Raw genomic sequence first — 22,501 nt, 5'->3', positions numbered from 1 at the left:
CTCCTAAGGCGCAATAGCCAGGCCATGAGAGCGTCCGCTTCTGGCCCGAAAGTGGCCTAACGATTAGTCACACGCGATCGCGGGCTGCTATACACGAACGAGGCACCACCACCATAGCTGCGCGAGCAGGATCACTTCACTAAAGGCTCATCCATGACTATGCGAGCAGTATCGGGAGCGACGAAGAATCGGTACGCGGTACCGAAAAAAGAAGACGGAAAGGTTCTTGTGTAATTGATGTGACCAGGAGAGGCGCTCGGCGTGAGTGTCGAAATAGTCGCCCCGGGGTGCGGTTGCGGTCGTAGCCCTGAAACTGGTCGAAACGATAGCGGTCGCCCGATTGCACCATACCGCACTGGACCACTGCGTTCGATCGATAGGATTGTTTGCAGCCTACGGGAGGATGACAAATGACCGGATTGGCGCTATGCCGGCCGATAAAGCCACTAAGTTCTGTCATGACGTCTAAGATCTTTTCTAGCGACTGCACAGATCACCTTCGCGTGGCGCTCAGGTTGGTAGATTACTCAGCCATGAACCCATTCGATCTCCCGCTTCAAGGACGATGACCACAACTGAATAGGTCAACGGCGCTCAAAACTGGCTTACGCCGTTTAGCGTGATTGCTCATTACGATACAGCAGGTAGCTTAGGATCGACCGCAGCTTTCCAGCTTTGACCGGTTTGTTCAGCACCGGGACTCCGACGCCTTGCAGTTGACGGCGGCACTGGTCGCTGCGGTCAGCGGTAATCATCACCACCGGGATCGGGACGCCGAAATGTACCCGCAAGGCCTGCGCCACGTTCCAGCCGGTCGCACCCTGATCCAAATGGTAGTCGGCAAGAATCAACTCGGGCGGCAGCTCATTCAGAGCCGCCAGAGCAGCCGCCTCGTCGGAGGCGACTAGCACCTCGCAACCCCATTGCCCGAGTAGCGCGGCCATGCTGTGCAAAATGCTCAGATCGTTATCCAGTACCAACAATCGGCGCCCTGGCAGCGGATCGCCCATCATTGGCATCATCAAAGGCGCTTCGCTGACTGATTCCCACGGCACCGCGACCAGGGGCACGTCAATGCTGAATACCGAGCCGCGACCCGGCTGCGAGCGAACATGTATGTGGTAGTCGAGCATGGTGGCGATCCGGTCGACGATGGCTAGTCCCAGGCCGACCCCCGCGCGTTCAGCGGCGCGCTGAACGCCCAGTTGGTTGAATTCCAGAAAGATTGACTGCATCTGATCCGCCTCGATGCCGCAGCCGGTGCGCAGCGCATACGCCGGGATGTAATGGTCGAAGCCAAGACCTTCCGATTCCGCCACCGATTGGAATTCGGAAACCAGCGGCAGCAGCACTTCATCCAGACGGTACACCTCGATGTCCGGCTTGATCGCTCGTTGATCGAGCTTGGAAATGTCCAGCAAGTCGGTGAGTAAATCTTCCGCACCTTCCAGCGCCTGATGCGCTCGCTCGACGAGATTCCGTTCCGCGCCGGGCAAACTCCGCTCGCGCAAGGTCGATATCAACAGGCGCGCCGCGTTGAGCGGCTGCAACAGATCGTGGCTGGCCGCCGCTAGATACTTGTCCTTGCTTTGGTTGGCCGCCTCGGCTGCATCACGGGCCTTGCGCAGTTCGACAGTTCGTTCGGCGACGCGCTGTTCCAACTGCTCGTTGAGCTGCAGCAACCGCAGCTGAGCCAATTTGCGCTCGGTGATATCGGCAACGAAACCCTCGACCAAACCATCTTCATCCGGTTTGAGCAGCAAGTTCATTATTACGTCGATCGCGCTACCGTCCTTGCGACGCAAGCGGGTCTCATAGCCAAACAGGCCCCGTTGATCACTAAGAATGCGGCGGATGCGGTTCAGCTCTTCCTCACCGCCGACGAATAGATGATGCGATAGATCGGTTAGCCCCCAGAGCGCGTCCGAGGGGCTGTCGTAGCCGAGCATACCTGCCAATGCGGGATTGGCCGCGCGGATGCCTTCCTGCAGGCTGGCTTGAAAGATGCGATGCACTGCATGTTCGAACAGCCATTTGTTGCGATTGCGCTCGGCTTCCAGCTCTTCGAGGCGCGCAACCAGTTCTGGATAGTGACTTTTACGAGCCGAATGCGTGCCAAGCCCAAGCAGGCCAGCGAGAGCGTCGTCCTGCTCAGAGTGCTTCGGCATATACCACTTCGACGTCGCGCTGGGTCGACGAGCGAGGATTGGTCAGGATGCAGGGGTCCTGCATAGCGTGCCGCGACAGGAAAGGGATGTCCGAAAGATTCACGCCATGCAACCCCAGCGTTTCGTTGAAACCAATGGCTTGCTTGAGCTGAACCAGATGAGCGACCAGACCATCGCGAATCTGCGCATGGGTCATGCCGCGCGTATCGATGCCGAATGTTTGCGCCACAATTTTGAAACGCTCGGGCGCAGCGCTGTAATTGAACGCCACTACATGCTCGACCAACACTGCGTTGCACAAGCCATGCGGGAGGTCGAGATAGCCGCCAAGGCTATGGGACATCGCATGCACTGCACCGAGAATCGCATTGGAAAACGCCAGCCCGGCCTGCATGCTGCCGAGCATGATTTTCTCGCGCAGCTCGATATCTGCCGGATTGGCGATCATCTGCACTAGATGACCATTGATGAGGCGCATCGCTTCCAATGCGTGCGGGTCGGTCAGCGGCCCGTTGCCGGTCGAGACGAAGGCTTCGATGGCATGCACCAGCGCATCAATGCCGGTACAGGCCGAGAGGAACGGATCCATGCTGAGGGTCGTTTCCGGATCGATCAGCGACACATCGGGTACGGCGCCCTTGCTGACGATGGAAAACTTCATCCGCTCGGTCTGGTTGGAGATGATCACGAACTGCGAAACATCTGCGGAGGTGCCGGCCGTGGTTGGGATCAGAATCAGCGGCGGGCTCGGCACGCGCAGCGTGTCGACGCCTTCGAATTCAATGATGTTGCGACCATGTGCGACCGCAATACCGATGCCCTTGGCGCAGTCCATCGGGCTGCCACCGCCTACCGCGACGATGACGTTGCAGCCTTCGTTGCGATAGACCTCAGCGCCCAGCATCACTTCCTCGGAACGAGGATTGGCCGAGACCTGGGTAAACAGATGGTAGTCAATGTCCTGGCGGGTCAGGCTTGCCTGGACGTCGCCGATCCACCCTGCGGCAACCACACCTGGGTCGGAAACCAGCAGCACCTTGCGTGCGCCAAAGTTCTTCGCGTAGTTGCCAGCACTGTGCCGACAACCCGCACCAAACACGATCTCGGGGGAAACGAATTTGCGCTGCAGACTAAGATTGGGGCTCATACAACGGCCTATAGTTATTATTTTGTTACGTTCGCCAAGCCTACTGTTTTCTACGATCAAAGCAATCCACAACGGTGCATACGGCCATGAATGCCAGCCGGCTCAGCGAAGAAGCTCCGGATAGAAGCGACATTCCCGCTCCAGCGCATCGGCCAGGTTGGTCGCCTGCCGGAAGCCGTGGCGCTCTTCTGGATAAAAACAATATTCGACTGTCACGCCTCGTTCGCGCAGAGCGGCAACCATGGACTCGGTCTGCTCGGGTAGCACCACCGCGTCTTGCCCGCCTTGAAAGAAGACCACCGGCACCCGAATCAGCCCCGCATTGAGTAACGGCGTCCGCTGCCGGTAGCGCTCGGCGTAGAGCTCTGGATCGCCTATCAGCCAATCCAGATAATCGGCTTCAAACTTGTGCGTAACCCGGCGCAACGCCAACGGATCACTGACGCCGTAGAGGCTGGCACCGCCGCTAAAATCAGCATTAGCAGCCAGTGCGCAGAGCGCGCTGTAACCGCCCGCGCTCGAACCCCGGATGAACGTTCGCGTCGGATCGATCTGGCCGTTCGTGGCGAGCGCCTGTACCGCGGCGCAGGCGTCTTCCACTTCGATCACACCCCATTCGCCTCGCAACTGCTGACGATAAGCACGCCCGAAACCGCTGCTGCCGCGGTAGTTGATATCAGCCACGGCGAAACCGCGCTGAGTCCAATATTGGATGCGCGGATCGAAGACCGGGTAGCTGGCGGACGTAGGCCCGCCATGCATGAACACCACGAGCGATGGCTGTTCTTGTGAAGGACCTTGGCACTGTGCATTGCTCGGCGGGTAGAAAAATGCGTGCGCCACCTCGCCTTGCCCGGTAGCGAAACTGAACGCCTGGGGGCACGACAACTGATCGGCCGCCAAAGGCTGTTCGCCTCCGGCGAGCATTTCGATGCAGCTGGTAACCCTGTCGATTGCTAACACGGCAGGCGTCAGGCCCGACGAGCCTGCTATGCAGTAAAAGTGTCGCTCGCCGGCAGCAAGTTGGCGGCAACGGCTGAATTCCATCGCCAGCTGGCGTTCATTACCTTGGCTGTCTTGTTCGAACAACAGTCCGTAGCCATCCATTATGCGTGTCAACAGCAAAGCGCCGTCCGCCGAGGGTAGATAGCTCACCGTTCCCAGCTGCCAGGGCGCCGGGGCATGATCACACCCAGCCGCAGCCGCGCCGGTTACCGGAACAAGGCTGTCGTCCTGCATTCTCCAAGGCTGCCACCAGCCTTCGCGGTCAGTCAGGCAATACAAGGCGCCATCCGGAGCGAAGCGCGGCTGTTGCAGCGACTCATTTCCCGCTGCGCCGGCCAGGCACCGCGGCGCTCCCCAGCGATCATTTTCGGTACGTTCGGCAATCCAGAGGCTGGTGGACGTCCAAGGTTGTTCGGGGCGTTGCCACTCGATCCAGGCAAGACGTTGGCCTGTCGCATCCAAGGTCGGTGACGAGTAAAAGTCGCTCCCCTCGATAAGTACGCTTCGGCTGCCATCAACCAGCGAAACGCTGACCAGACGATGCTCTGAGCGAGCTTCTTCGGCGGTTTCTTCCACGGCGAGAATGGCCCGCTGGCGCGTGTCGAACTGCAGATCACCGTACCGGCAAGCGTCGTCATCGGTCAGCGCGATGGGCGGCGTCGCTGCGTCCGTAGATAGGCCCTGCAGGTAGATTTGCTGATCCTGCTCGTTGACGAACGCAACCCCGGCGTCGGTCAGGCAGAAGGCACCGCCGCCGTATTCGTATACACGGCTGCGAAGCGAGAACCCGGGCGGCGTGAGGCTACGCAAGCCGCGAGCGTGCCAATACCACAACGTGGAACGCACATCGGCCGGATCGTACTGAACCCAGAACACGCCCCCATGGCCAGCGCGAAGCTCGGCAAAGTCACAACTTGCAGAGGCGGCATCTTCGGCAGTCCAGTCGCTGGGCCAGAAGCCATAGGGGATTGCGGTCTTGGTCATCCAAACGGTTCCAGTCGGTTAGGCGTCGATCGATGACCTTATACCCTGAGGATCAGCTTCGATGCCTTCTCGTTACGAAAGGTCAGCTCATCAAGCCCGCGTGGCGCTTCTTCGGCCTCGGTGCGGGCGGCAAGAATCTTGTCGTGGTGCGCAGACTTGCTGCACACCGGATCGGCATTGGCCGCATCGCCAGTGAGCATGAAAGCCTGGCAGCGGCAGCCGCCGAAGTCCTTTTCCTTCTCGCCGCAGGATTGGCAAGGCTCGGGCATCCAATCGAAACCGCGAAACTTGTTGAAGCCAAAAGAATGCTTCCAGATCTGCTCGATGCTCTGCTCGCGAACGTTAGGGAAGCTGATCGGCAGTTGACGCGCGCTGTGACAAGGTAGCGCTGTGCCGTCCGGTGTGATGTCGAGAAACAGGTTGCCCCAGCCGTTCATGCAGCCCTTGGGACGCTCTTCGTAATAATCGGGCGTGACGAAGATCAGCTTGCAGGGATGGTTTTCGGCGGCGAGTTTGTCGCGCCACTGGTTGGTGATGCGCTCGGCACGCACCAACTGATCCTTGCTTGGTAGCAGCCCGGCGCGATTGAGTTCGGCCCAGCCATAGAACTGACAGATGGCGAGCTCCACGAAGTCGGCTTCCAATTCCAGACACAGCTGGATGATGCGCTCGATGTTGTCGATGTTGTGCCGGTGGGTAACGAAGTTCAGCACCATCGGATAGCCATGCGCTTTTACCGCTCGTGCCATGGCGAGCTTCTGCGCGAAAGCCTTCTTCGAGCCGGCGAGCAGGTTGTTCACCTCCTCATCGGCGGCCTGAAAGCTGATCTGGATGTGGTCGAGCCCGGCGTCGGCGAACGAAGCGATCTTCTCTTCGGTCAGGCCGATGCCCGAGGTGATCAGATTGGTGTAATAGCCGAGGTCTCGCGCCGCTTTGATCAGCTCGGCCAGATCTTGCCGGACCAGCGGCTCACCGCCGGAAAAGCCCAGTTGCGCCGCGCCCATCTCGCGGGCCTGTCGGAACACCTCGATCCACTCGGCAGTGCTCAGCTCGTCCTTGCTGCGGGCGAAATCCAGCGGGTTCGAGCAGTACGGGCATTGCAGCGGGCAACGATAAGTCAGCTCCGCCAGCAGCCACAGCGGCGGACCGGGCTCAAAGCCGGGCTTAGCGAAGCTCGATCCAGAACCGTTCAACGGCCACCTCCAGAAACGCGACGATATCTTCCTCAATCCCTTCTGCATCCGGGAAGCGCGCCTGCAGATCGGCGACGATGGCGCCGACGGTGCGAGCCCCATCAACTTCAGCCAGTACCGCCGCGGCACTTTCGTTGAGCTTGATCATGCCTTCGGGATAAAGCAGAACGCCCTTGCTGCGACGTGGTCAACCGCGGCGCTGCTATCTACGGCGACAAGATTTACTTCGGCACCCTCGACGCTCAGGTGGTGGCGCTGAACAAGGACACCGGCAAGGTCGTCTGGAAGAAGAAATTCGGCGAGCACGGCGCGGGTTACACGATGACCGGCGCGCCCACCCTGATCAAGGATCAGAAGAGCGGGAAGGTTTTGCTAATCCACGGCAGCTCCGGCGATGAATTCGGCGTTGTCGGCAAGTTGTTCGCACGCGATCCGGACACGGGTGAAGAAGTCTGGATGCGGCCCTTCGTCGAAGGTCACGTTGGCCGACTGAACGGCAAGGAGAGCACGCCGACCGGCGACATCAAGGCGCCCTCCTGGCCGGATGACCCGAACTCACCCACCGGCAAGAAGGAAGCCTGGAGCCAGGGCGGCGGCGCTCCGTGGCAGAGCGCGAGCTTCGACGCCGAAACCAATACCATCATCGTCGGCGCGGGCAATCCGGCGCCCTGGAACGGCTGGGCACGCACCGCCGATGGCGGAGATCCGAAGGATTACGACAGCCTCTATACCTCTGGGCAGGTTGGCGTCGACGCCACCACTGGCGAAGTGAAGTGGTTCTACCAGCACACACCGAACGATGCCTGGGACTTCTCCGGCAACAATGAGCTGGTCCTGTTCGATTACAAGAACAAAGATGGCAAGACCGTCAAAGCCACGGCCCACGCCGACCGCAACGGCTTTTTCTATGTGGTCAACCGCGAGGACGGCAAACTGCAGAACGCCTTCCCCTTCGTCGACAACATCACCTGGGCCAGCCACATCGACCTGAAGACCGGGCGGCCGGTGGAGAACGAGGGCCAGCGCCCGCCGAAGCCTGAGCCCGGCGAGGCGCACGGCAAATCAGTGGAAGTCTCACCGCCCTTCCTCGGCGGCAAGAACTGGAACCCCATGGCTTACAGCCAGGATACTGGCCTGTTCTACGTTCCCGCCAACCATTGGAAAGAGGACTACTGGACCGAGGAGGTCAGCTACAAGAAAGGCAACGCTTACCTCGGCCAAGGCTTCCGCATCAAGCGCATGTATGACGATCACGTCGGGATTCTGCGTGCCATGGACCCCACCACCGGCAAGGTCGCCTGGGAGCACAAGGAACCGCTGCCGCTCTGGGCCGGCGTCCTCGCCACCAAGGGCAACCTAGTGTTCACCGGTACAGGTGATGGCTACCTGAAGGCCTTCAACGCGAAAACCGGCGAGGAGCTCTGGAAATTCCAGACCGGTAGCGGAATCATCGCGCCGCCGATCACCTGGGAACAGGACGGCGAGCAGTTCATTGGCGTGACCGTTGGCTACGGCGGCGCTGTGCCGCTGTGGGGCGGCGACATGGCTGTGCTGACCAAGCCGGTTGCTCAAGGCGGCTCGTTCTGGGCGTTTCGAATCCCTAGTTGGGAAAACCAGACCGCCAAACGATAAGACGCCGGCTGTGCTCGATGAGCGAGCACAGCCGCACACGGAACAGCTGGCGGGACATGAACTGGATTGGCCTACAGAGTTGGCGCTCTCCTGGCCTGACGGTCCTCGCCTGAGCCGGCTGCTCTTTCTTCACCTATCGAACATGGGAACCGCCATGAACATATCCCGCTATCTGCTGCCCATCGCAGTGATCCTCAGCGCGCCGCTGCACGCTGACGACCAGCCGCCCACCATCAATGGCTGTGTCATCCAGCCAGAAAGCAAATGTGCCAACGCCGATCTTCGCGGCGCCGACCTGAGCAACCAGGACATGCGCAAGATGGATCTGACCGGCGCCGATCTCACCGGGGCCAACCTGAGGCATGCCAATCTCGACCTGGCCAATCTGGAGAAGGCCAACTTGACCGGCGCCACCCTCACCCGCGCCAGTCTTCAACAAGCCAACCTGCGTCTGGCGAACTTCACCGATGCGCAATTGGTGGCCATTCAGGGTTGGGGACTGTTCGCGCAGGCCGCGCGATTCAATGGGGCCAACCTGACTGCGGCCAATCTCGAATTCGCTCGTTTGAGCGGTGCGAAGTTGCATGGTGCCAACCTCACCGCCGCCAACCTGGAAATGACCTGGCTAAGCAAGGCCGACCTCGACCATGCGAATCTGACCGACGCTAATTTGCAGGAAGGCAAGCTCAACGATGCCAATCTCGGCAACGCGACCCTGACTGGCGCACGCCGACACTATGCAACCTTTCAAGGCAGCAATATGGACGGTTGCTTCGATTGCCCAGTGGACTGGGAGAAGTAATACGACGGGTGCATCGAACCAGCGCGCCATGCGCTTTAATGGCAGGTGCGCGCCCGTTCCCAGGGGCGACGATTCAGCGGCTTGAAGTGGAGGCCCTATCGATATCCGCATTCCCCAGTTGACCGACCTCGAGCGCCTGCCCCGCTTCGACGGTCTCGCCCTCGACCGTATCGTCACGCCGTCGACGCCCGAGGAATTCGCCCAGGCCGTCGACGACATCCTGACCTTTGCACAGATCGGGTTCGATACCGAATCCAAACCCACCTTCACAGTAGGCGAGCTGTCCAGCGGGCCTCACCTCATTCAGTTCGCAACGCCAACAAAAGCCTATCTTTTTCAGATCGGAATACCCGGTTGCGTCGAGGCCGCTAAGCGGGTGCTGGAGACGGACCAAGTATTGAAAGTCGGATTCGGTCTGGCGTCCGATCGCAGCCGTCTACGCACCCGGTTGGGGATCGAATTGCGGCACAGCGTCGATCTTGGTTCGGCGCTGAGATATCACGGCAAGAAGGGTCAGGTCGGGCTTCGCGGTGCGGTGGCGGCGGTACTGGGTGCCGGTATAAGCAAGTCACGCAGCGTGTCGACTTCCAACTGGGCTAACAAAAATCTGGCCGAAGCGCAGCAGCGTTATGCCGCCAACGATGCCTATGCCGCGCTGATGGTATTTCTTGCATTGGATGCGCAGTCGCGAGCGTTGCTACTGGATCGAGTGATATGAGGCTCGGCCTGGACGACGGACCGTCCGGCCTGAAATGCATACTCAACGAAGGATTGCCGGGTTCCTTTCGCCATCCCTGCCCCAACGTCTATCCGGCGCTGGATGTCCTTTCGCACGTTGTGTTGCAGCTTGAACCGAGATCTGGCTGACCTCTCCGCGACTGCTGAGAGGTCCGGCCAATGATTTTATCGTCGACACGCACCTCCCTGTGCCGTCGTTTTTTACGCTTACAACGCATCCCAAACGTAACGTACGCCCAACCAGCCAGCACGCGGCGCACCGGGCGCGATGAACTGCTCGTGGCGCCACTCCTCCGGGTCGGTTTCGAAGGCATTGCCAGCGCCTACGAAAGGGTTTTCGGCCAAGGCGCCGCTCGTGGCATAGCGCTTGTCGAACAGGTTGTCGACCCGACCGAACAGAGTCCAGTCACGAGCGAAGCGGTAATCGGCACTCAGATTGACCACCGCATAACCCGGCAGTGTGCCGCTGCCCTCGACCTCGTCGTTGGACTGATGACGATTGTTCTCATTGCCCCGCACATACTGCTCGGAATACGCCAGCACAGTTGTACCGATACGAAGCCGATCGTTCAGATTCCAGTCCAAGCCGAGCTTGAGGTTGTGTTTCGGCAACCCTGGCAGGTAGTCGCCACGGGAGATGTGAATCTCGTCATCCGGGCAGCCGCCCTCGCCCTCGGTGCTGTTGTTCTCGGCCAGGATGCATGCAGAGGACTGTAACGTGGCGTGCAAGTAGGTGTAATCCACCCGCCAATCGACCGGCCCTTGCTCGCCGGCCAGGCCCAGCTCGATACCTTGGCGCCTTGTGCGGCCGAAGTTGGTGAAGTAACCCTTGCTACCACCGGTTCCGACGAACAGCAGATCATCGTGGTTAAGGCTGCGGAAGGCCGTGACGTTCCATTCGGTGCCGCTGGCCAGCTGGCCGCGCACGCCAAATTCCAGGGTGCGAGTGACGACCTGTTCCAGGAATGGATCGGCGGCCATGGCGTTGGGCAGGCTGCAGGGATTTTCCGGATCGGCACAACCCAGTTCGATCGGCGTCGGCGCCCGATTGCCTTGGGAGTAACCTCCGTAGAGGGTCACCGCGGGCTGTAACTGCCAGGCGAACCCCAGCGCCGGGTTCAGCTTGCGATAGGTGAAATCGCCATTGAGGTCATCTCCCATGCGATCGGTGTTGACTACCCGGGTGCGGTTGTAGCGTAGCGAGCCGGTCAGCTGCAGCGCGTCGGTTAGCGACCATGTGTCGGTGGCGTAGAGACTGGAAGTGCGGGTGCGACCCAACAGGCTATTGGCTGGGTCTTCGGCCTCGGTGGCAAGAATGCCGCGCTTATCGGTCAGCTCACCGCCTTGCTCGCTCTGGTGAAAGCTGGCGCGGGTGTTGTCGTGGGACAGGCCAAAGGCGAACTGGTGGGCCCCGGCATGACGGGACCACTGCAGGGCCAGGCCGTAGGCGCGCTGGCTAGTACGGGTGCGGTTCAGCACGCCGGTTTCCGGACCCTCGCCGGCCAGGAAGCCGTCGTCTTCCCACTCTTCATATTCGTCTTCGTACTCATCGTTTCCGTCACCGTTAAGGGTCGCTGTGCGGGTGCGCCGCAAATAGACGGTGCCGGACAGCCGGTCGCTATCGCTCAGCCAGTGACTGCCGGAAAACGCCATTAGGTGGCTACGGTTCTCAGTCTGGTCGGGATAGGTAAAAATCGCGTCGCGGTCCTGCTCATGCATGCTTTCGGGGATCAGTCCGTTACCAATCAGATCGTTGTCAGCATGAGCCAGCGTCAGGGCCAGGTCCGTGCTGTCTGTGGTCCAGGCGAATTTGCCGAACAGCTGGCCTACCTCAGACGGCGAATGGTCGCGCCAGCCGTCTTCATCCATCCCTTCGGCCGCCAAGTACCAGGAAAACTCCTCATGTTGGCCGCCATGCTCCACTGAGCCACCGTAGCGGCCAAAGGAGCCGCCGTAGAGTTGCGCCGCGCCGCCAGGATGAGTGTCGCCCCGCTTGGTTTCCAGCGCCAGGGCGCCGCCGAGTGTGTTGAGGCCGTACAGTGGGTTGGAGCCAGGCACCAGAGCCGCCCCAGCGATGGCGGTCTGGGGAATAAGGTCCCAGTGCACCACGTCGCCGAACGCTTCATTGATGCGCACGCCGTCGAGAAACACCGATAGGCCTTGGGCCGTGCCCAGTAGCGGCGAAGCGGTGAAGCCCCGGTAATTCAGGTCTGCCTGATAGGGGTTGCCCTGGGTCTCGTTGAGGTTGACGCTCGGCAGACCGCGCTGCAGTTTTTCTGCCAGAGACTGCCCTCCCAGCTTGCGCAGGCGCTCGTCGTCCAGGGTTTGAATGTTGGCCGGAACCCGATCCTTCGGCAGATCGATGCCGGGCAGCGGAGTCGTGGCGACAACCTCATCACTCTTGAGCTCGAGTGGCTCCTCAGCCTGGGCGAAACCAGGCAACAAGCCGGCAACGGCGAGCGAAAGCAGCGTGCGACGGGGCGTCCAGCTGCGGCAGATCTGATATTGCATGGGCATTCCTTGTTCTTGTTTGGCGGATCGTGCCGGGGCGGGTTTGCGGGCGACTCTCCATGCTGGCCGATGTCGGCTGGCAAACTGCCAGAACTGATTATCGAGAGCTTCCGCGCACCGCCGATAGGGAAAAATTCCCGGTGCTGCCGGGAATTTTTCCCGACCCCGTGGCGATTGGTCTTACTACCGCCGGAGTAATCCGGAACGAAGGCCTTCGAACCAGATGCTCGATGCAATGCCGGCTCTGGCCTGCTGATCGCCGACCGTCCATACGATTTTTTGGAATACCGGGGCCCTGGTGAGGCTGGCCTTTCTATTGGCTTCAGCTAGTCGACCTGAGGCAGTGCGGATTTTCGAAAAAGGGCGCGTGCGCCTGACGTCGAGCGCTAGAAAAAATTATCAGGAATCGCTACGGACGGGAGCGTGCAGCGCTGACCTGCGTAGCCTCGACCTACCATTTTGCGGGCGCTATCAGAGATATCGGCAAGGCGATTGGCCTTCCGCCTGACCAGGTGGATGCGTTAGCAAAATGCTGCGGTGCCTGGAGCGATCAGATGCCGCCACCGGAAAGGCTTCGAGAAGCGGGCTTTGACCCAGACAATCAGACCATCCGGATGGTGCTCATCCTAACTGACCTCCTTGTTGGGTTTCCTCGTCATCTGTCTCAGCACCCTGGGGGGTTCGTTATTTCGGAGCATCCGTTGTCCACACTGGTACCGGTAGAAAATGCTGCCATGGCGGATCGCACAGTAATCCAGCGCCATCGTTCAGCGCCTGCGAGAAAGCCGGCATGAGCACGTTGGGGATGCCTTCTTCCAGACCTATTCCAGCCATCACGATATGGATGAACGTGTCGGGGGTGGCCGCGGTGAGCGCACTGTTGAGGGCAAGCTCCGGTCGCACGCTGAGAGGCGTCGTTGCGCTTTTGTAGTGGCATGACCCGCAGGCTGCCCAGTACAGGACGGCTCCGGCGTCGGGTTCCAGGCGGCTGCCGAGAGCGGAGGTCGCCAGCGCTTTGGCCAGCGCTTCATCGCTGCCTGTCTTCAGTGCGGAGGAGCCGTTGAGGTCGGCAAAATAGACGGCTATTGCCTGGATATCGGCGTCGGGAAGCCTGCCCAGGTCGTGCACGACGTCCGACATCTTGCCCGCGGCAACGCCGTGCAGGGCAGTCGCTCCGCTGCGCAGGTAGGTGAACAGCTCGTCTTGGGTCCAGGGTAGCGGTGTGGTATTGGCAGCCGTCAGTGCCGGCGCGAACCAGCCTTCGATCATCGCGCCCGCGTAGCTGTCGTCAGCGGCTTTCTCGGCGCCCAGCACGTTGCGTGGCGTGTGGCAGGCGGCGCAATGGCTCAAGCCCTCGGCGAGATAGGCGCCGCGGTTCCATGCTTTGCTCTTGCCGGCGACCGGCCGATAGCGGCCCTGGTCCATAAACAGCAGCTTCCAGCCGGCTTGCAGGACGCGGATGTTGAAGGGGAACGGCAGGGTATTGCGCTGCGCCGGCGCGCTCACCGGCTCACGCGTCATGAGGAAGGCATAGAGTGCCCTCACATCCTCGTCGGCGACCTTGGTGAAGTGGGGGTCGTCTCAGAAAACGGAAAATAAAGCACGCTAAGCCGGTTGCAGAGGCCGTAGCGGCCTGAACTTCCCCGCGCCGATCTTGGCGCTGCTGCGCCATAGGTAATCACCGGTCAGGTTGATGTGCTCCCAGCCGAGTGGCGACAGGTACTGCAATAGCGAGTCATCGACGGCATGACCATTGCCGCGCAACGCATGCGCCGCACGCTCCAGGTAGACCGTGTTCCACAGCACGATGGCCGCCGTCACCAGGTTGAGGCCGCTGGCCCGGTAGCGCTGCTGCTCGAAACTGCGGTCACGGATTTCACCAAGGCGGTTGAAGAACACGGCACGGGCCAGCGCATTGCGCGCCTCGCCCTTGTTCAGCCCGGCATGCACGCGGCGGCGTAGCTCGACGCTTTGCAGCCAGTCGAGGATGAACAGCGTGCGCTCGATGCGGCCCAACTCGCGCAGCGCGACGGCCAAGCCGTTCTGGCGCGGGTAGCTGCCGAGTTTCCTGAGCATCAGCGAGGCCGTCACCGTGCCCTGCTTGATCGAGGTGGCCAGCCGCAGGATTTCGTCCCAATGGGCGCGGACGTGCTTGATGTTGAGCGTGCCGCCGATCATCGGCTTGAGCGCGTCATAGGCGGCATCGCCCTTCGGGATGTAGAGCTTGGTGTCGCCCAGGTCGCGGATGCGCGGCGCGAAGCGGAAGCCCAAGAGGTGCATCAGGGCGAAGACGTGATCGGTGAAGCCCGCCGTGTCGGTGTAGTGCTCCTCGATCCGCAGGTCGGATTCGTGGTACAGCAGGCCGTCGAGCACGTAGGTTGAGTCGCGCAGGCCGACATTGACCACCTTGGTGTGGAATGGCGCGTATTGGTCGGAGATGTGGGTGTAGAAAGTCCGTCCTGGGCTGCTGCCATATTTTGGGTTGATGTGCCCCGTGCTCTTTGCCTTGCTAGCGGTTCGGAAATTCTGTCCGTCCGATGATGATGTGGTGCCATCGCCCCAGTGCCCGGCAAAGGGATGCCGAAACTGAGCGTTGACCAGTTCAGCCAACGCTGTCGAGTACGTTTCGTCGCGGGTATGCCAGGCTTGCAGCCAAGCGAGCTTCGCGTAGGTCGTGCCGGGGCAGGACTCGGCCATCTTGGTCAGGCCCAGGTTGATCGCGTCGGCCAGGATCGTGGTCAACAACAGGTTCTTGTCCTTGGCCAGATCGCCCGATTTCAAGTGCGTGAAGTGCCGGGTGAAGCCCGTCCACTCATCGACTTCGAGCAGCAGTTCGGTGATCTTGACGTGCGGCAGGACCATGGCTGTCTGGTCTATCAGCGCCTGCGCGGTGTCGGGCACCGCCGCATCCAGCGGCGTGATCTTCAAGCCCGACTCGGTGATGATGGCATCCGGCAGGTCGTTGGCTGCCGCCATGCGGTTGACGGTGGCAAGTTGTGCTTCCAGCAGCGTCAGCCGCTCATGCAGATATTGTTCGCAGTCGGTGGCCACGGCCAGCGGCAATTCGCTGGACTGCTTGAGGCTGGTGAACTTCTCGGGCGGTACCAGGTAGTCCTCGAAGTCCTTGAACTGGCGTGAACCCTGCACCCAGATGTCGCCCGAGCGCAGGGAGTTCTTCAACTCGGACAGCGCGCACAGTTCGTAGTAGCGCCGGTCGATGCCCGCGTCGGTCATCACCAGTTTCTGCCAGCGCGGCTTGATGAAGCCGGTCGGTGCATCGGCTGGCAGCTTGCGGGCGTTGTCGGTGTTCATGCCGCGCAGCACCTCAATGGCATCAAGCACGTTTTTGGCGGCGGGCGCGGCCCGCAGCTTGAGCACGGCAAGGAATTCCGGTGCATAGCGGCGCAGGGTGGCGTAGCTCTCGCCGATGCGATGCAGGAAATCGAAGTCATCGGGTTGCGCGAGCTTCTGCGCCTCGGTGACGCTCTCGGCAAAGGAATCCCAGGACATGACGGCCTCGATGGCGGCAAACGCATCGCGGCCTGATTGCTTGGCGTCGATCAGCGCCTGACCGATGCGCCCGTACAGACGTACCTTGGCGTTGATGGCCTTGCCTGACGCCTGGAACTGCTGCTGATGCTTATTCTTGGCAGCGTTAAACAGCTTACCCAGGATGCGGTCGTGCAGGTCGATGATTTCGTCGGTGACGGTGGCCATGCCCTCGGTGGCCAGCGCCACGAGAGTGGCGTAGCGCCGTTGCGGCTCGAATTTGGCCAGGTCGGCGGGTGTCATCTGGCCGCCCTCGCGGGCAATCTTGAGCAGGCGGTTCTGGTGAACCAGCCGCTCGATGCCGGTAGGCAGATCGAGTGCCTGCCATGCCTTGAGGCGTTCGATGTGTTCCAGCATATGCCGCGAATTTGGCTTGGCCGGAGACTGGCGCAACCAAGCCAACCAGGTCGTCTTGCCGTTGTCCCGGCGCTTGAGCAGATCGTCGAGGCGGCGGCGATGCGCGTCCGCCAGTGGTTCGGCCAAGGCGTCGTAGATGCGCCGGTTAGCACGGGTGATCGCCTCGGCACTCGCCCGCTCGACGGCGTTGAGGGCGGGCAGAATGACCGACTGCCGCCGCAGGTGCCCGATCAAGGCGCTGGCCAGCACGATGCCTTTGTCGGTTTGCATCGCCAGCTCGGTCAGCATCTGGACGGCCTGCCGGTAATGGCTCATGGTGAAGGGCCGGAAACCGAACACGGTTTGCAGCTCGCTCAGGTGCTCGCGCCGGGTCTGCTCCCGCTGGCCGTACTCGTTCCAGCTTTCGACGCCGACCTTGAGCTGGTCGGCGACCAGCTTCAACAAGGGCGGGAACGGTAGTTCATCGACGCCCAGGATGACGCCGGGAAAGCGCAGGTAACAGAGCTGCACCGCGAAGCCCAGCCGATTGGCTGGCCCGCGCCGCTGTCGGATGATCGAGAGGTCGGTATCGTTGAATGTGTAATGTCGGATCAGGTCGTCCTTGGAGTCCGGCAACGCCAGCAGGCTTTCCCGCTCGGCGGCGGACAGGATGGAACGACGTGGCATATTTACTGATCCGTTCTCAAGTATTGATACAGGGTTTCGCGACTGATTCCGAATTCACGAGCAAGCTTGGTCTTTTGCTCGCCAGCCTCGACACGTTGGCGCAGTTCGGCAATACGCTCAGACGACAGGGATTTCTTCCTGCCACGGTAAGCCCCGCGTTGCTTGGCGAGCGCAATACCCTCGCGCTGACGCTCGCGGATCAGGGCGCGCTCGAACTCGGCGAACGCGCCCATCACCGAGAGCATCAGGTTCGCCATCGGAGAGTCTTCGCCAGTAAAACTGAGGTGTTCCTTGACGAATTCGATATGCACGCCGCGTTGTGTCAGCGTTTGCACGATCCGGCGCAAATCATCGAGATTGCGCGCCAGGCGATCCATGCTATGCACCACCACGGTGTCGCCGGTGCGGGCGAAGCTTATCAGCGCTTCCAGTTGCGGACGCTTGACATCCTTGCCGGATGCCTTGTCGCTAAAAGCGCGATCAACCTTGACGCCTTCCAGTTGCCGTTCCGGGTTCTGGTCGAAGGTGCTGACCCTGATATACCCAATGCGCTGTCCAGTCATGGAATTCCCTGCAAAATGTCAGGGAAGACTCTATGACCTTCAACGAGATATGTCAATAAATTCAAAATTCAATCCTATCCTGACGCAATTTACACATGGCATCTGACATCAGGTTAGGGTATGCCTCAACCTGACGGCGGCGAATCACAAGCGTCCGGTTTGACGCTGGTTTCGGTCGCAGTGCTGGCCCGCGCCTGGAAGCGCTGATAGCACTCCAGCCCGCAGAAATGCTCCACGTACTCGGCCCCTTCCGGCGTGAAGGCGGCATCGAGCGGGATTTCCTTGCAGCACACGCAGCAACTGGTGCTCGGTTCATTGGCGTTCATGGTGGTGTTCCTCCATTGGTTGACGAAGCCGACGAAGGCCGCCGCCGGCATCGGCCTGGCGAACAGGAAACCCTGCACCGTGTCGCAACCCGCCTGCCGCAACCACGCAAGGCAGTCGGGTGTTTCCACACCCTCGGCTACCACCTCCATGCCCAGCCCGTGCGCGAGCTGGATCACCGCCCGCACGATAGTTTGGTCACGGGCATCATCCGGGAGCCTGGCGACAAAGGATTGGTCGATTTTCAATGTGGTGATGGGGCAGCATTTCAGATGTTGCAGGCAGGAATAGCCGGTGCCGAAGTCGTCGGCGGCGAAGCGCACGCCGATGGCGCGCAAGGCGTCGAAACTGGCGAACAGGGCTGGATTGCCGAATGCGACCGATTCGGTCAGTTCGATCTCCAGAAGCTCGGCGGGCAGGGCCATATCGGCCAGCACCCGCTTTACCTCGTCGTCGAACGTTGGCCCAACCTGGCTGGCGGACACATTGACGGCAAGACGGAACGGTTGCCATGCCGGTCCTTGCCACTTGTGCATCTGGCGACAGGCCTCGCCCAGCACCCACGCGCCTATTTCCGGCATCAGGCCGAACGACTCGGCCAGCGGCAGGAACTGGCCGGGCGGCAACAGGCCAAGCCTCGGATGCCGCCAGCGCATCAACGCTTCCGCGCCAGCGATCCGGTGATCGCGCAGATCGACCAGCGGCTGGTAATGCAGGTCAAGCTGTCCGCGCGCCGCCGCCTGCGCCAACTCGGCCGCCGTCCATCCGGCGGGCTGCGAACTCGTCATGATCCGCCCCGGAAGGCGCGCAGCAGCCGCGTTACGGCCAGAACGAACAAGCCGGTCAGCGCGAGCGCGGCAACACCCCAATGCTCGCCAAGGAAGGCACCGGCGGTCGTCCCGGCCAGCACGGCGGCGAGAATCGGCAGATGGCAGGGGCAGGTCAACACGGCCAGCGCACCCCACAGGTAGCCGGAAACGGGTTGGCGCGTCTCGGGCGGCAGTTTGTCAGGGGCGTTCACGGCAATGCCTCCTCGTGCGCCCGCTCGGCTGGCATGGAGGCCAGTTGCGCGTCCAGATGGGCCAACGCCGCGCGCCGCCGCTCGACCAACTGGCGCAGCACGGCAAGCTGCGCTGCGGCTTGTGCGCCGTCCGCTGCGTCGAGCGCACGGCACAGCCGCGCCAGGGCATCCAGGCCGATACCCGCCTCGAAGGCCGCGCGCACGAAGCACAGCCGTTGCAAGGCCGCATCGTCGAACACGCCGTAGCCGCCCGTGGTGCAGGCCACCGGCCGTAACAAGCCGCGCACCAGGTAGTCGCGCACGATATGTACGCTCACCCCAGCGTTATGGGCCAGTTGCGATACCGTGTAGGCGCTCATCGCACACCTCCTTGTCCTCACCCGGCGCAGCAGGAAAGCTGCTTCACATCCTTGTTGAAGGTCTGCGCCGCGAGCTTCAACCCTTCGACCATCGTCAGGTAGGGGAACAACTGGTCGGCCAGTTCCTGCACCGTCATCCGGTTGCGAATCGCCAGTGCGGCCGTCTGGATCAGTTCGCCCGCTTCCGGGGCCACTGCCTGCACGCCGATCAGTCGTCCGCTGCCTTCTTCAACCACCAGTTTGATGAAGCCGCGCGTGTCGAAGTTGGCGAGCGCGCGCGGCACGTTGTCCAGCGTTAGCGTGCGACTATCAGTTTTGATGCCGTCATGGTGCGCTTCCGCCTCGCTGTAGCCTACGGTCGCCACTTGCGGGTCGGTGAACACCACGGCCGGCATCGCGGTCAGGTTCAGGGCCGCGTCACCGCCGGTCATGTTGATCGCGGCGCGAGTGCCGGCCGCTGCCGCCACATAGACGAACTGCGGCTGGTCGGTGCAGTCGCCTGCGGCGTAGATGTGTTCCACGCTTGTACGCATGCCGGGGTCGATGACGATAGCGCCTTGCGGGGTGAGCGTGACGCCCGTCGCATCCAGTGCCAGCTTGCGTGTGTTGGGCGCGCGGCCGGTGGCGACCAGCAGCTTGTCGGCGCGCAGTTCGCCGTGCGCCGTGGTGAGCACGAATTCGCCGTCCCCTTCACCATTGATATACGCGACCTGGCTGGCCTGGGTGTGTTCCCTCACCTCGATGCCCTCCATGCGGAATGCGGCCGTGACGGCTTCGCCTATAGCTGGGTCTTCGCGGAAGAACAGCGTGCTGCGAGCCAGGATCGTCACCTTCGCTCCGAGTCGGGCGAACGCCTGCGCCAGCTCCAGCGCCACCACTGATGAGCCAATCACGGCCAGGCGCTTAGGAATCGTCTCGCTGACCAGCGCTTCAGTGGAAGTCCAGTACGGAGTGTCTTTCAGGCCGGGAATCGGCGGCACGGCCGGGCTCGCGCCGGTGGCGATCAGGCAGCGGTCGAATGCCACCACGCGCTCGCCGCCGTCGTTGAGTTGCACGATCAGGTTGCGATTGTCCTTAAAGCGGGCGGAGCCGTGCAGCACAGTGATCGCCGGATTGCCCTCCAAGATGCCTTCGTACTTGGCGTGGCGCAGTTCATCGACGCGGGCCTGCTGCTGGGCCAGCAGCGCCGTGCGCTGGATGGTCGGCGTGGTAGCGGCGATGCCGCCATCGAACGGGCTTTCCCGGCGCAGATGGGCGATATGGGCGGCGCGGATCATGATCTTGGACGGCACACAACCGACATTGACGCAGGTGCCGCCGATGGTGCCGCGCTCGATCAGCGTGACACGTGCGCCTTGCTCGACGGCCTTCAGCGCCGCTGCCATCGCGGCCCCGCCGCTGCCGATGACGGCGATATGCAATGCGCCGCTGCTACCCGTCTTGTCGTTTCTGCCCAGCAGATCGCGCATCTTGTCGAGCAATCCGCCCGGCGTCGAAACTGAGGGGGCATCGGCCAGCGTGGCCCGATAACCGAGTCCAGCTACAGCGGCCGTCAGCGCGTCGGGTGACGTGCCGACCTCAATGGCGAGCTTGGCGCTGCCCTTGGCGTAGGAGACATCCGCTGATTGCACGCCGGGCACTTTCTCCAGGGCGTCCTTGACATGCACTGCGCACGAGTCGCAAGTCATGCCGGTGATTTTGAGAGTGCTCATACCATCGTTCCTTATTCGTGTGGGCCGCCGTGTCGCACGGTCAGCCGTCTTTCACAAGCGCTTGGCGGGGAGTTCGCAGCCGTCCGGTCCGCAACGGCGATGCGCCGGCGACACGAAGTCCCAGATCGACACCCCAATCATCAAGGCCAGGCCGACGTACATCAGGTTCGCCGTCCACCAGTTGCCGAGCAGCCAGACCGTGGCCGCAAACACGATGGCCGGGCCGATCATGCCGAGCAGACTGCGCAGCCATTGCCGATGACTGAACCAACCCAGCGCGTTCGCCAGGAAGGCCAGCGCGGCAAACAGCGGCAGCAGGCGGCTGATGAACAGTCCCTCGTACTGGCTCAAGAAGCCCAGCCCGATGGCCGCGCCGAAGCTGGCGAGGGCTGGAAAGCAGGCGGCGCAGCCCATCGCGGAAACGACGCTGCCGAGCGCGCCGGTTTTATCGGCAATGCGTGTCATCAGTCCCATGAAGCGGCTCTCGCTGTTGTCGTTGGCTTGCTGGCTCACTGCTTGACGCTGGACGGATAGCCGGCGTCTGCGGTGGCCTTGGTCAGCTTCTGTACGCTGGCCTTGGTGTCGTCAAAAGTGACGACGGCCTCGCGCTTCTCGAAGCCCACATCGACCTTGCTCACGCCTTCGACCTTGGAGAGCGCTTTCTTGACTGTGATCGGGCAGGCGGCGCAAGTCATGCCGGGAACCGCTAGCGTGACGGTCTGGGTAGCGGCCCACACCGGGGCAACAGCGGCGGCGAGGGCAAGGGAGGCAAACAGTTTCTTCATGATGAACTCCTGGTTAATAGAAAAATGGAACGACATAGGGAAATCCAAGCGCGACCAGGACCAGCACGGCCACGATCCAGAAAATCAGCTTGTAGGTGGCGCGCACCTGCGGAATCGCGCAGACCTCACCTGGCTTGCATGCCTGCACGGGCCGGTAAATCCGCTTCCAGGCGAAGAACAGCGCCACTAGCGCCGCGCCGATGAACAACGGTCGATAGGGTTCCAGCACCGTCAGGTTGCCGATCCAAGCACCGGAGAAGCCCAGGGCGACCAGTACTAGCGGCCCCAGGCAGCAGGTCGATGCAAGAATGGCGGCCAGCCCGCCGGCGAAGAGCGCACCGCGCCCGTTTTGTGGTTCAGACATACGTTGGCCCTTTTGAATTTGGATTGGATAGCGTAACCTTACTTCCGTACTCATGTACGGAGTCAAGCGATATGGAAAATAATTTGGAAAACCTGACCATTGGCGTTTTTGCCAAGGCGGCCGGGGTCAACGTGGAGACAATCCGCTTCTATCAGCGCAAGGGCCTGTTGCCGGAACCGGACAAGCCTTACGGCAGCATCCGCCGCTATGGGGAGGCGGACGTGGTTCGGGTGAAATTCGTGAAATCGGCACAGCGGCTGGGGTTCAGTCTGGACGAGATTGCCGAGCTGTTGCGGCTCGACGATGGCACCCACTGCGAGGAGGCCAGCAGCCTGGCCGAACACAAGCTCAAGGACGTGCGCGAGAAGATGGCCGACTTGGCGCGCATGGAAACCGTGCTGTCTGAACTCGTGTGCGCCTGCCATGCACGAAAGGGGAATGTTTCCTGCCCGTTGATCGCGTCACTACAGGGCGAAGCAGGCCTGGCAAGGTCAGCTATGCCTTAGCGTGCTTTATTTTCCGTTTTCTGAGGTGCCCCCTAACCGCAATGAATCCTCAACGTTCAGGCATGACCTGGAACCTGCTGCTGCTAACCTGGCTGGTCGCACTGGTATCGACCCT

18 protein-coding genes and 4 pseudogenes are annotated in these 22,501 nt (G+C 61.6%); 6 read left to right on the top strand and 16 right to left on the bottom strand.

The window, feature by feature from the left end; all coding sequences use genetic code 11:
* Positions 1–614 precede the first annotated feature (614 nt).
* The 5 genes and pseudogenes from NA619_RS24020 to pqqD form a co-directional block, all read right to left on the bottom strand.
* Entirely contained in the window at positions 615–2,168 is a 1,554-nt protein-coding gene (locus NA619_RS24020) for a PAS domain-containing hybrid sensor histidine kinase/response regulator (protein ID WP_255964325.1), read from the bottom strand.
* The gene (gene ercA, locus NA619_RS24015; protein WP_127839265.1) at positions 2,152–3,315 is read right to left on the bottom strand and encodes an alcohol dehydrogenase-like regulatory protein ErcA; all 1,164 of its coding nucleotides are present in this window, start codon (positions 3,313–3,315) and stop codon (positions 2,152–2,154) included. Before ercA ends, NA619_RS24020 begins: the two co-directional genes overlap by 17 nt.
* A gap of 102 nt (positions 3,316–3,417) precedes the next feature.
* Positions 3,418–5,304 carry an alpha/beta hydrolase family protein gene (locus tag NA619_RS24010; RefSeq protein WP_127839264.1) on the bottom strand — a complete coding sequence of 629 codons (1,887 nt, stop codon included), beginning with the start codon at positions 5,302–5,304 and terminating at the stop codon, positions 3,418–3,420.
* 38 nt (positions 5,305–5,342) lie between these two features.
* Positions 5,343–6,497, bottom strand: a complete 1,155-nt coding sequence (gene pqqE / locus NA619_RS24005) for a pyrroloquinoline quinone biosynthesis protein PqqE (protein WP_148924243.1) — start codon at positions 6,495–6,497, stop codon at positions 5,343–5,345.
* A pseudogene (pqqD, locus tag NA619_RS24000) lies at positions 6,469–6,669 on the bottom strand (pyrroloquinoline quinone biosynthesis peptide chaperone PqqD); the annotation flags it as partial. The gene pqqE and the pseudogene pqqD, both read right to left, overlap by 29 nt.
* On the opposite strand from pqqD, the pseudogene exaA reads away from it, so the two are divergent.
* The 3 genes and pseudogenes from exaA to NA619_RS23985 all read left to right on the top strand — a co-directional run.
* Positions 6,666–8,129, top strand: a pseudogene (gene exaA, locus NA619_RS23995) (quinoprotein ethanol dehydrogenase); the annotation flags it as partial. The pseudogenes pqqD and exaA overlap by 4 nt on opposite strands.
* A gap of 154 nt (positions 8,130–8,283) precedes the next feature.
* Positions 8,284–8,931: a pentapeptide repeat-containing protein gene (locus tag NA619_RS23990; protein WP_127839262.1), complete on the top strand. Its 648-nt coding sequence runs from the start codon at positions 8,284–8,286 to the stop codon at positions 8,929–8,931.
* A gap of 118 nt (positions 8,932–9,049) precedes the next feature.
* Positions 9,050–9,649 carry a 3'-5' exonuclease gene (locus NA619_RS23985; protein ID WP_178114095.1) on the top strand — a complete coding sequence of 200 codons (600 nt, stop codon included), beginning with the start codon at positions 9,050–9,052 and terminating at the stop codon, positions 9,647–9,649.
* A 227-nt stretch (positions 9,650–9,876) separates the two neighbouring features.
* Here NA619_RS23985 and NA619_RS23980 read toward each other — a convergent pair whose 3' ends face one another.
* Entirely contained in the window at positions 9,877–12,180 is a 2,304-nt protein-coding gene (locus NA619_RS23980) for a TonB-dependent receptor (RefSeq protein WP_127839260.1), read from the bottom strand.
* 404 nt (positions 12,181–12,584) lie between these two features.
* Here NA619_RS23980 and dnaE2 point away from each other — a divergent pair.
* A pseudogene (dnaE2, locus tag NA619_RS23975) lies at positions 12,585–12,938 on the top strand (error-prone DNA polymerase); the annotation flags it as partial.
* On the opposite strand, the gene NA619_RS25160 reads toward dnaE2, so the two are convergent.
* The 10 genes from NA619_RS25160 to NA619_RS23920 all read right to left on the bottom strand — a co-directional run bounded on the left by NA619_RS25160 (position 12,865) and on the right by NA619_RS23920 (position 21,880).
* Complete coding sequence (locus NA619_RS25160; RefSeq protein WP_325166560.1) at positions 12,865–13,320, bottom strand: cytochrome c; 456 nt, start codon at positions 13,318–13,320, stop codon at positions 12,865–12,867. The pseudogene dnaE2 and the gene NA619_RS25160 overlap by 74 nt on opposite strands.
* A gap of 465 nt (positions 13,321–13,785) precedes the next feature.
* Entirely contained in the window at positions 13,786–16,752 is a 2,967-nt protein-coding gene (locus NA619_RS23965) for a Tn3-like element TnAs3 family transposase (RefSeq protein ID WP_001138064.1), read from the bottom strand.
* A 2-nt stretch (positions 16,753–16,754) separates the two neighbouring features.
* On the bottom strand, positions 16,755–17,315 hold the full coding sequence (locus NA619_RS23960; RefSeq protein ID WP_000147567.1) for a recombinase family protein: 561 nt from the start codon (positions 17,313–17,315) through the stop codon (positions 16,755–16,757).
* Positions 17,316–17,440: 125 nt separating this feature from the next.
* Positions 17,441–18,427 (bottom strand): DUF3330 domain-containing protein, encoded by a 987-nt coding sequence (locus NA619_RS25090; protein WP_016240397.1) that lies wholly within the window; start codon positions 18,425–18,427, stop codon positions 17,441–17,443.
* Positions 18,424–18,660: a broad-spectrum mercury transporter MerE gene (gene merE, locus NA619_RS23945; RefSeq protein WP_000993386.1), complete on the bottom strand. Its 237-nt coding sequence runs from the start codon at positions 18,658–18,660 to the stop codon at positions 18,424–18,426. The genes NA619_RS25090 and merE overlap by 4 nt, the downstream gene beginning before the upstream one ends.
* Positions 18,657–19,019 carry a mercury resistance co-regulator MerD gene (gene merD, locus NA619_RS23940; RefSeq protein ID WP_001277456.1) on the bottom strand — a complete coding sequence of 121 codons (363 nt, stop codon included), beginning with the start codon at positions 19,017–19,019 and terminating at the stop codon, positions 18,657–18,659. Before merD ends, merE begins: the two co-directional genes overlap by 4 nt.
* 17 nt (positions 19,020–19,036) lie before the next feature.
* The gene (gene merA / locus NA619_RS23935) at positions 19,037–20,731 is read right to left on the bottom strand and encodes a mercury(II) reductase (protein ID WP_000105636.1); all 1,695 of its coding nucleotides are present in this window, start codon (positions 20,729–20,731) and stop codon (positions 19,037–19,039) included.
* Positions 20,732–20,782: 51 nt separating this feature from the next.
* On the bottom strand, positions 20,783–21,205 hold the full coding sequence (merC, locus tag NA619_RS23930; RefSeq protein WP_001340589.1) for an organomercurial transporter MerC: 423 nt from the start codon (positions 21,203–21,205) through the stop codon (positions 20,783–20,785).
* Positions 21,206–21,240: 35 nt separating this feature from the next.
* Positions 21,241–21,516: a mercury resistance system periplasmic binding protein MerP gene (merP, locus tag NA619_RS23925; RefSeq protein WP_000732292.1), complete on the bottom strand. Its 276-nt coding sequence runs from the start codon at positions 21,514–21,516 to the stop codon at positions 21,241–21,243.
* Positions 21,517–21,529: 13 nt separating this feature from the next.
* A complete protein-coding gene (locus NA619_RS23920) occupies positions 21,530–21,880 on the bottom strand; it encodes a mercuric transport protein MerT (RefSeq protein ID WP_001294663.1) in 351 nt (116 codons plus the stop codon).
* Between the two features lie 71 nt (positions 21,881–21,951).
* Here NA619_RS23920 and merR point away from each other — a divergent pair, with 71 nt between their 5' ends.
* Both merR and NA619_RS23910 read left to right on the top strand, forming a co-directional pair.
* The gene (gene merR / locus NA619_RS23915) at positions 21,952–22,386 is read left to right on the top strand and encodes an Hg(II)-responsive transcriptional regulator (RefSeq protein ID WP_005303925.1); all 435 of its coding nucleotides are present in this window, start codon (positions 21,952–21,954) and stop codon (positions 22,384–22,386) included.
* Positions 22,387–22,427: 41 nt separating this feature from the next.
* Positions 22,428–22,501 (top strand): annotated as a pseudogene (locus tag NA619_RS23910) (disulfide bond formation protein B); the annotation flags it as partial.

It is taken from the genome of Stutzerimonas stutzeri, assembly GCF_024448895.1.
GTDB classification, from domain to species: Bacteria; Pseudomonadota; Gammaproteobacteria; order Pseudomonadales; family Pseudomonadaceae; genus Stutzerimonas; species Stutzerimonas stutzeri_Q.
This window is presented reverse-complemented; position numbering and strand designations above follow the sequence as displayed.

Bases quoted from the DNA above. Each gene is read 5' to 3' on its own strand.
- NA619_RS24010 (WP_127839264.1), bottom strand. From the start codon at position 5,304: ATGACCAAGACCGCAATCCCCTATGGCTTCTGGCCCAGCGACTGGACT.
- merD (WP_001277456.1), bottom strand. From the start codon at position 19,019: ATGAGCGCCTACACGGTATCGCAACTGGCCCATAACGCTGGGGTGAGC.
- NA619_RS23990 (WP_127839262.1), top strand. From the start codon at position 8,284: ATGAACATATCCCGCTATCTGCTGCCCATCGCAGTGATCCTCAGCGCG.
- NA619_RS25090 (WP_016240397.1), bottom strand. From the start codon at position 18,427: ATGACGAGTTCGCAGCCCGCCGGATGGACGGCGGCCGAGTTGGCGCAG.
- merP (WP_000732292.1), bottom strand. From the start codon at position 21,516: ATGAAGAAACTGTTTGCCTCCCTTGCCCTCGCCGCCGCTGTTGCCCCG.
- merR (WP_005303925.1), top strand. From the start codon at position 21,952: ATGGAAAATAATTTGGAAAACCTGACCATTGGCGTTTTTGCCAAGGCG.
- NA619_RS23965 (WP_001138064.1), bottom strand. From the start codon at position 16,752: ATGCCACGTCGTTCCATCCTGTCCGCCGCCGAGCGGGAAAGCCTGCTG.
- ercA (WP_127839265.1), bottom strand. From the start codon at position 3,315: ATGAGCCCCAATCTTAGTCTGCAGCGCAAATTCGTTTCCCCCGAGATC.
- NA619_RS23920 (WP_001294663.1), bottom strand. From the start codon at position 21,880: ATGTCTGAACCACAAAACGGGCGCGGTGCGCTCTTCGCCGGCGGGCTG.
- NA619_RS24020 (WP_255964325.1), bottom strand. From the start codon at position 2,168: ATGCCGAAGCACTCTGAGCAGGACGACGCTCTCGCTGGCCTGCTTGGG.
- NA619_RS23960 (WP_000147567.1), bottom strand. From the start codon at position 17,315: ATGACTGGACAGCGCATTGGGTATATCAGGGTCAGCACCTTCGACCAG.
- merA (WP_000105636.1), bottom strand. From the start codon at position 20,731: ATGAGCACTCTCAAAATCACCGGCATGACTTGCGACTCGTGCGCAGTG.
- NA619_RS23980 (WP_127839260.1), bottom strand. From the start codon at position 12,180: ATGCAATATCAGATCTGCCGCAGCTGGACGCCCCGTCGCACGCTGCTT.
- merC (WP_001340589.1), bottom strand. From the start codon at position 21,205: ATGGGACTGATGACACGCATTGCCGATAAAACCGGCGCGCTCGGCAGC.
- NA619_RS25160 (WP_325166560.1), bottom strand. From the start codon at position 13,320: ATGTCGGACGTCGTGCACGACCTGGGCAGGCTTCCCGACGCCGATATC.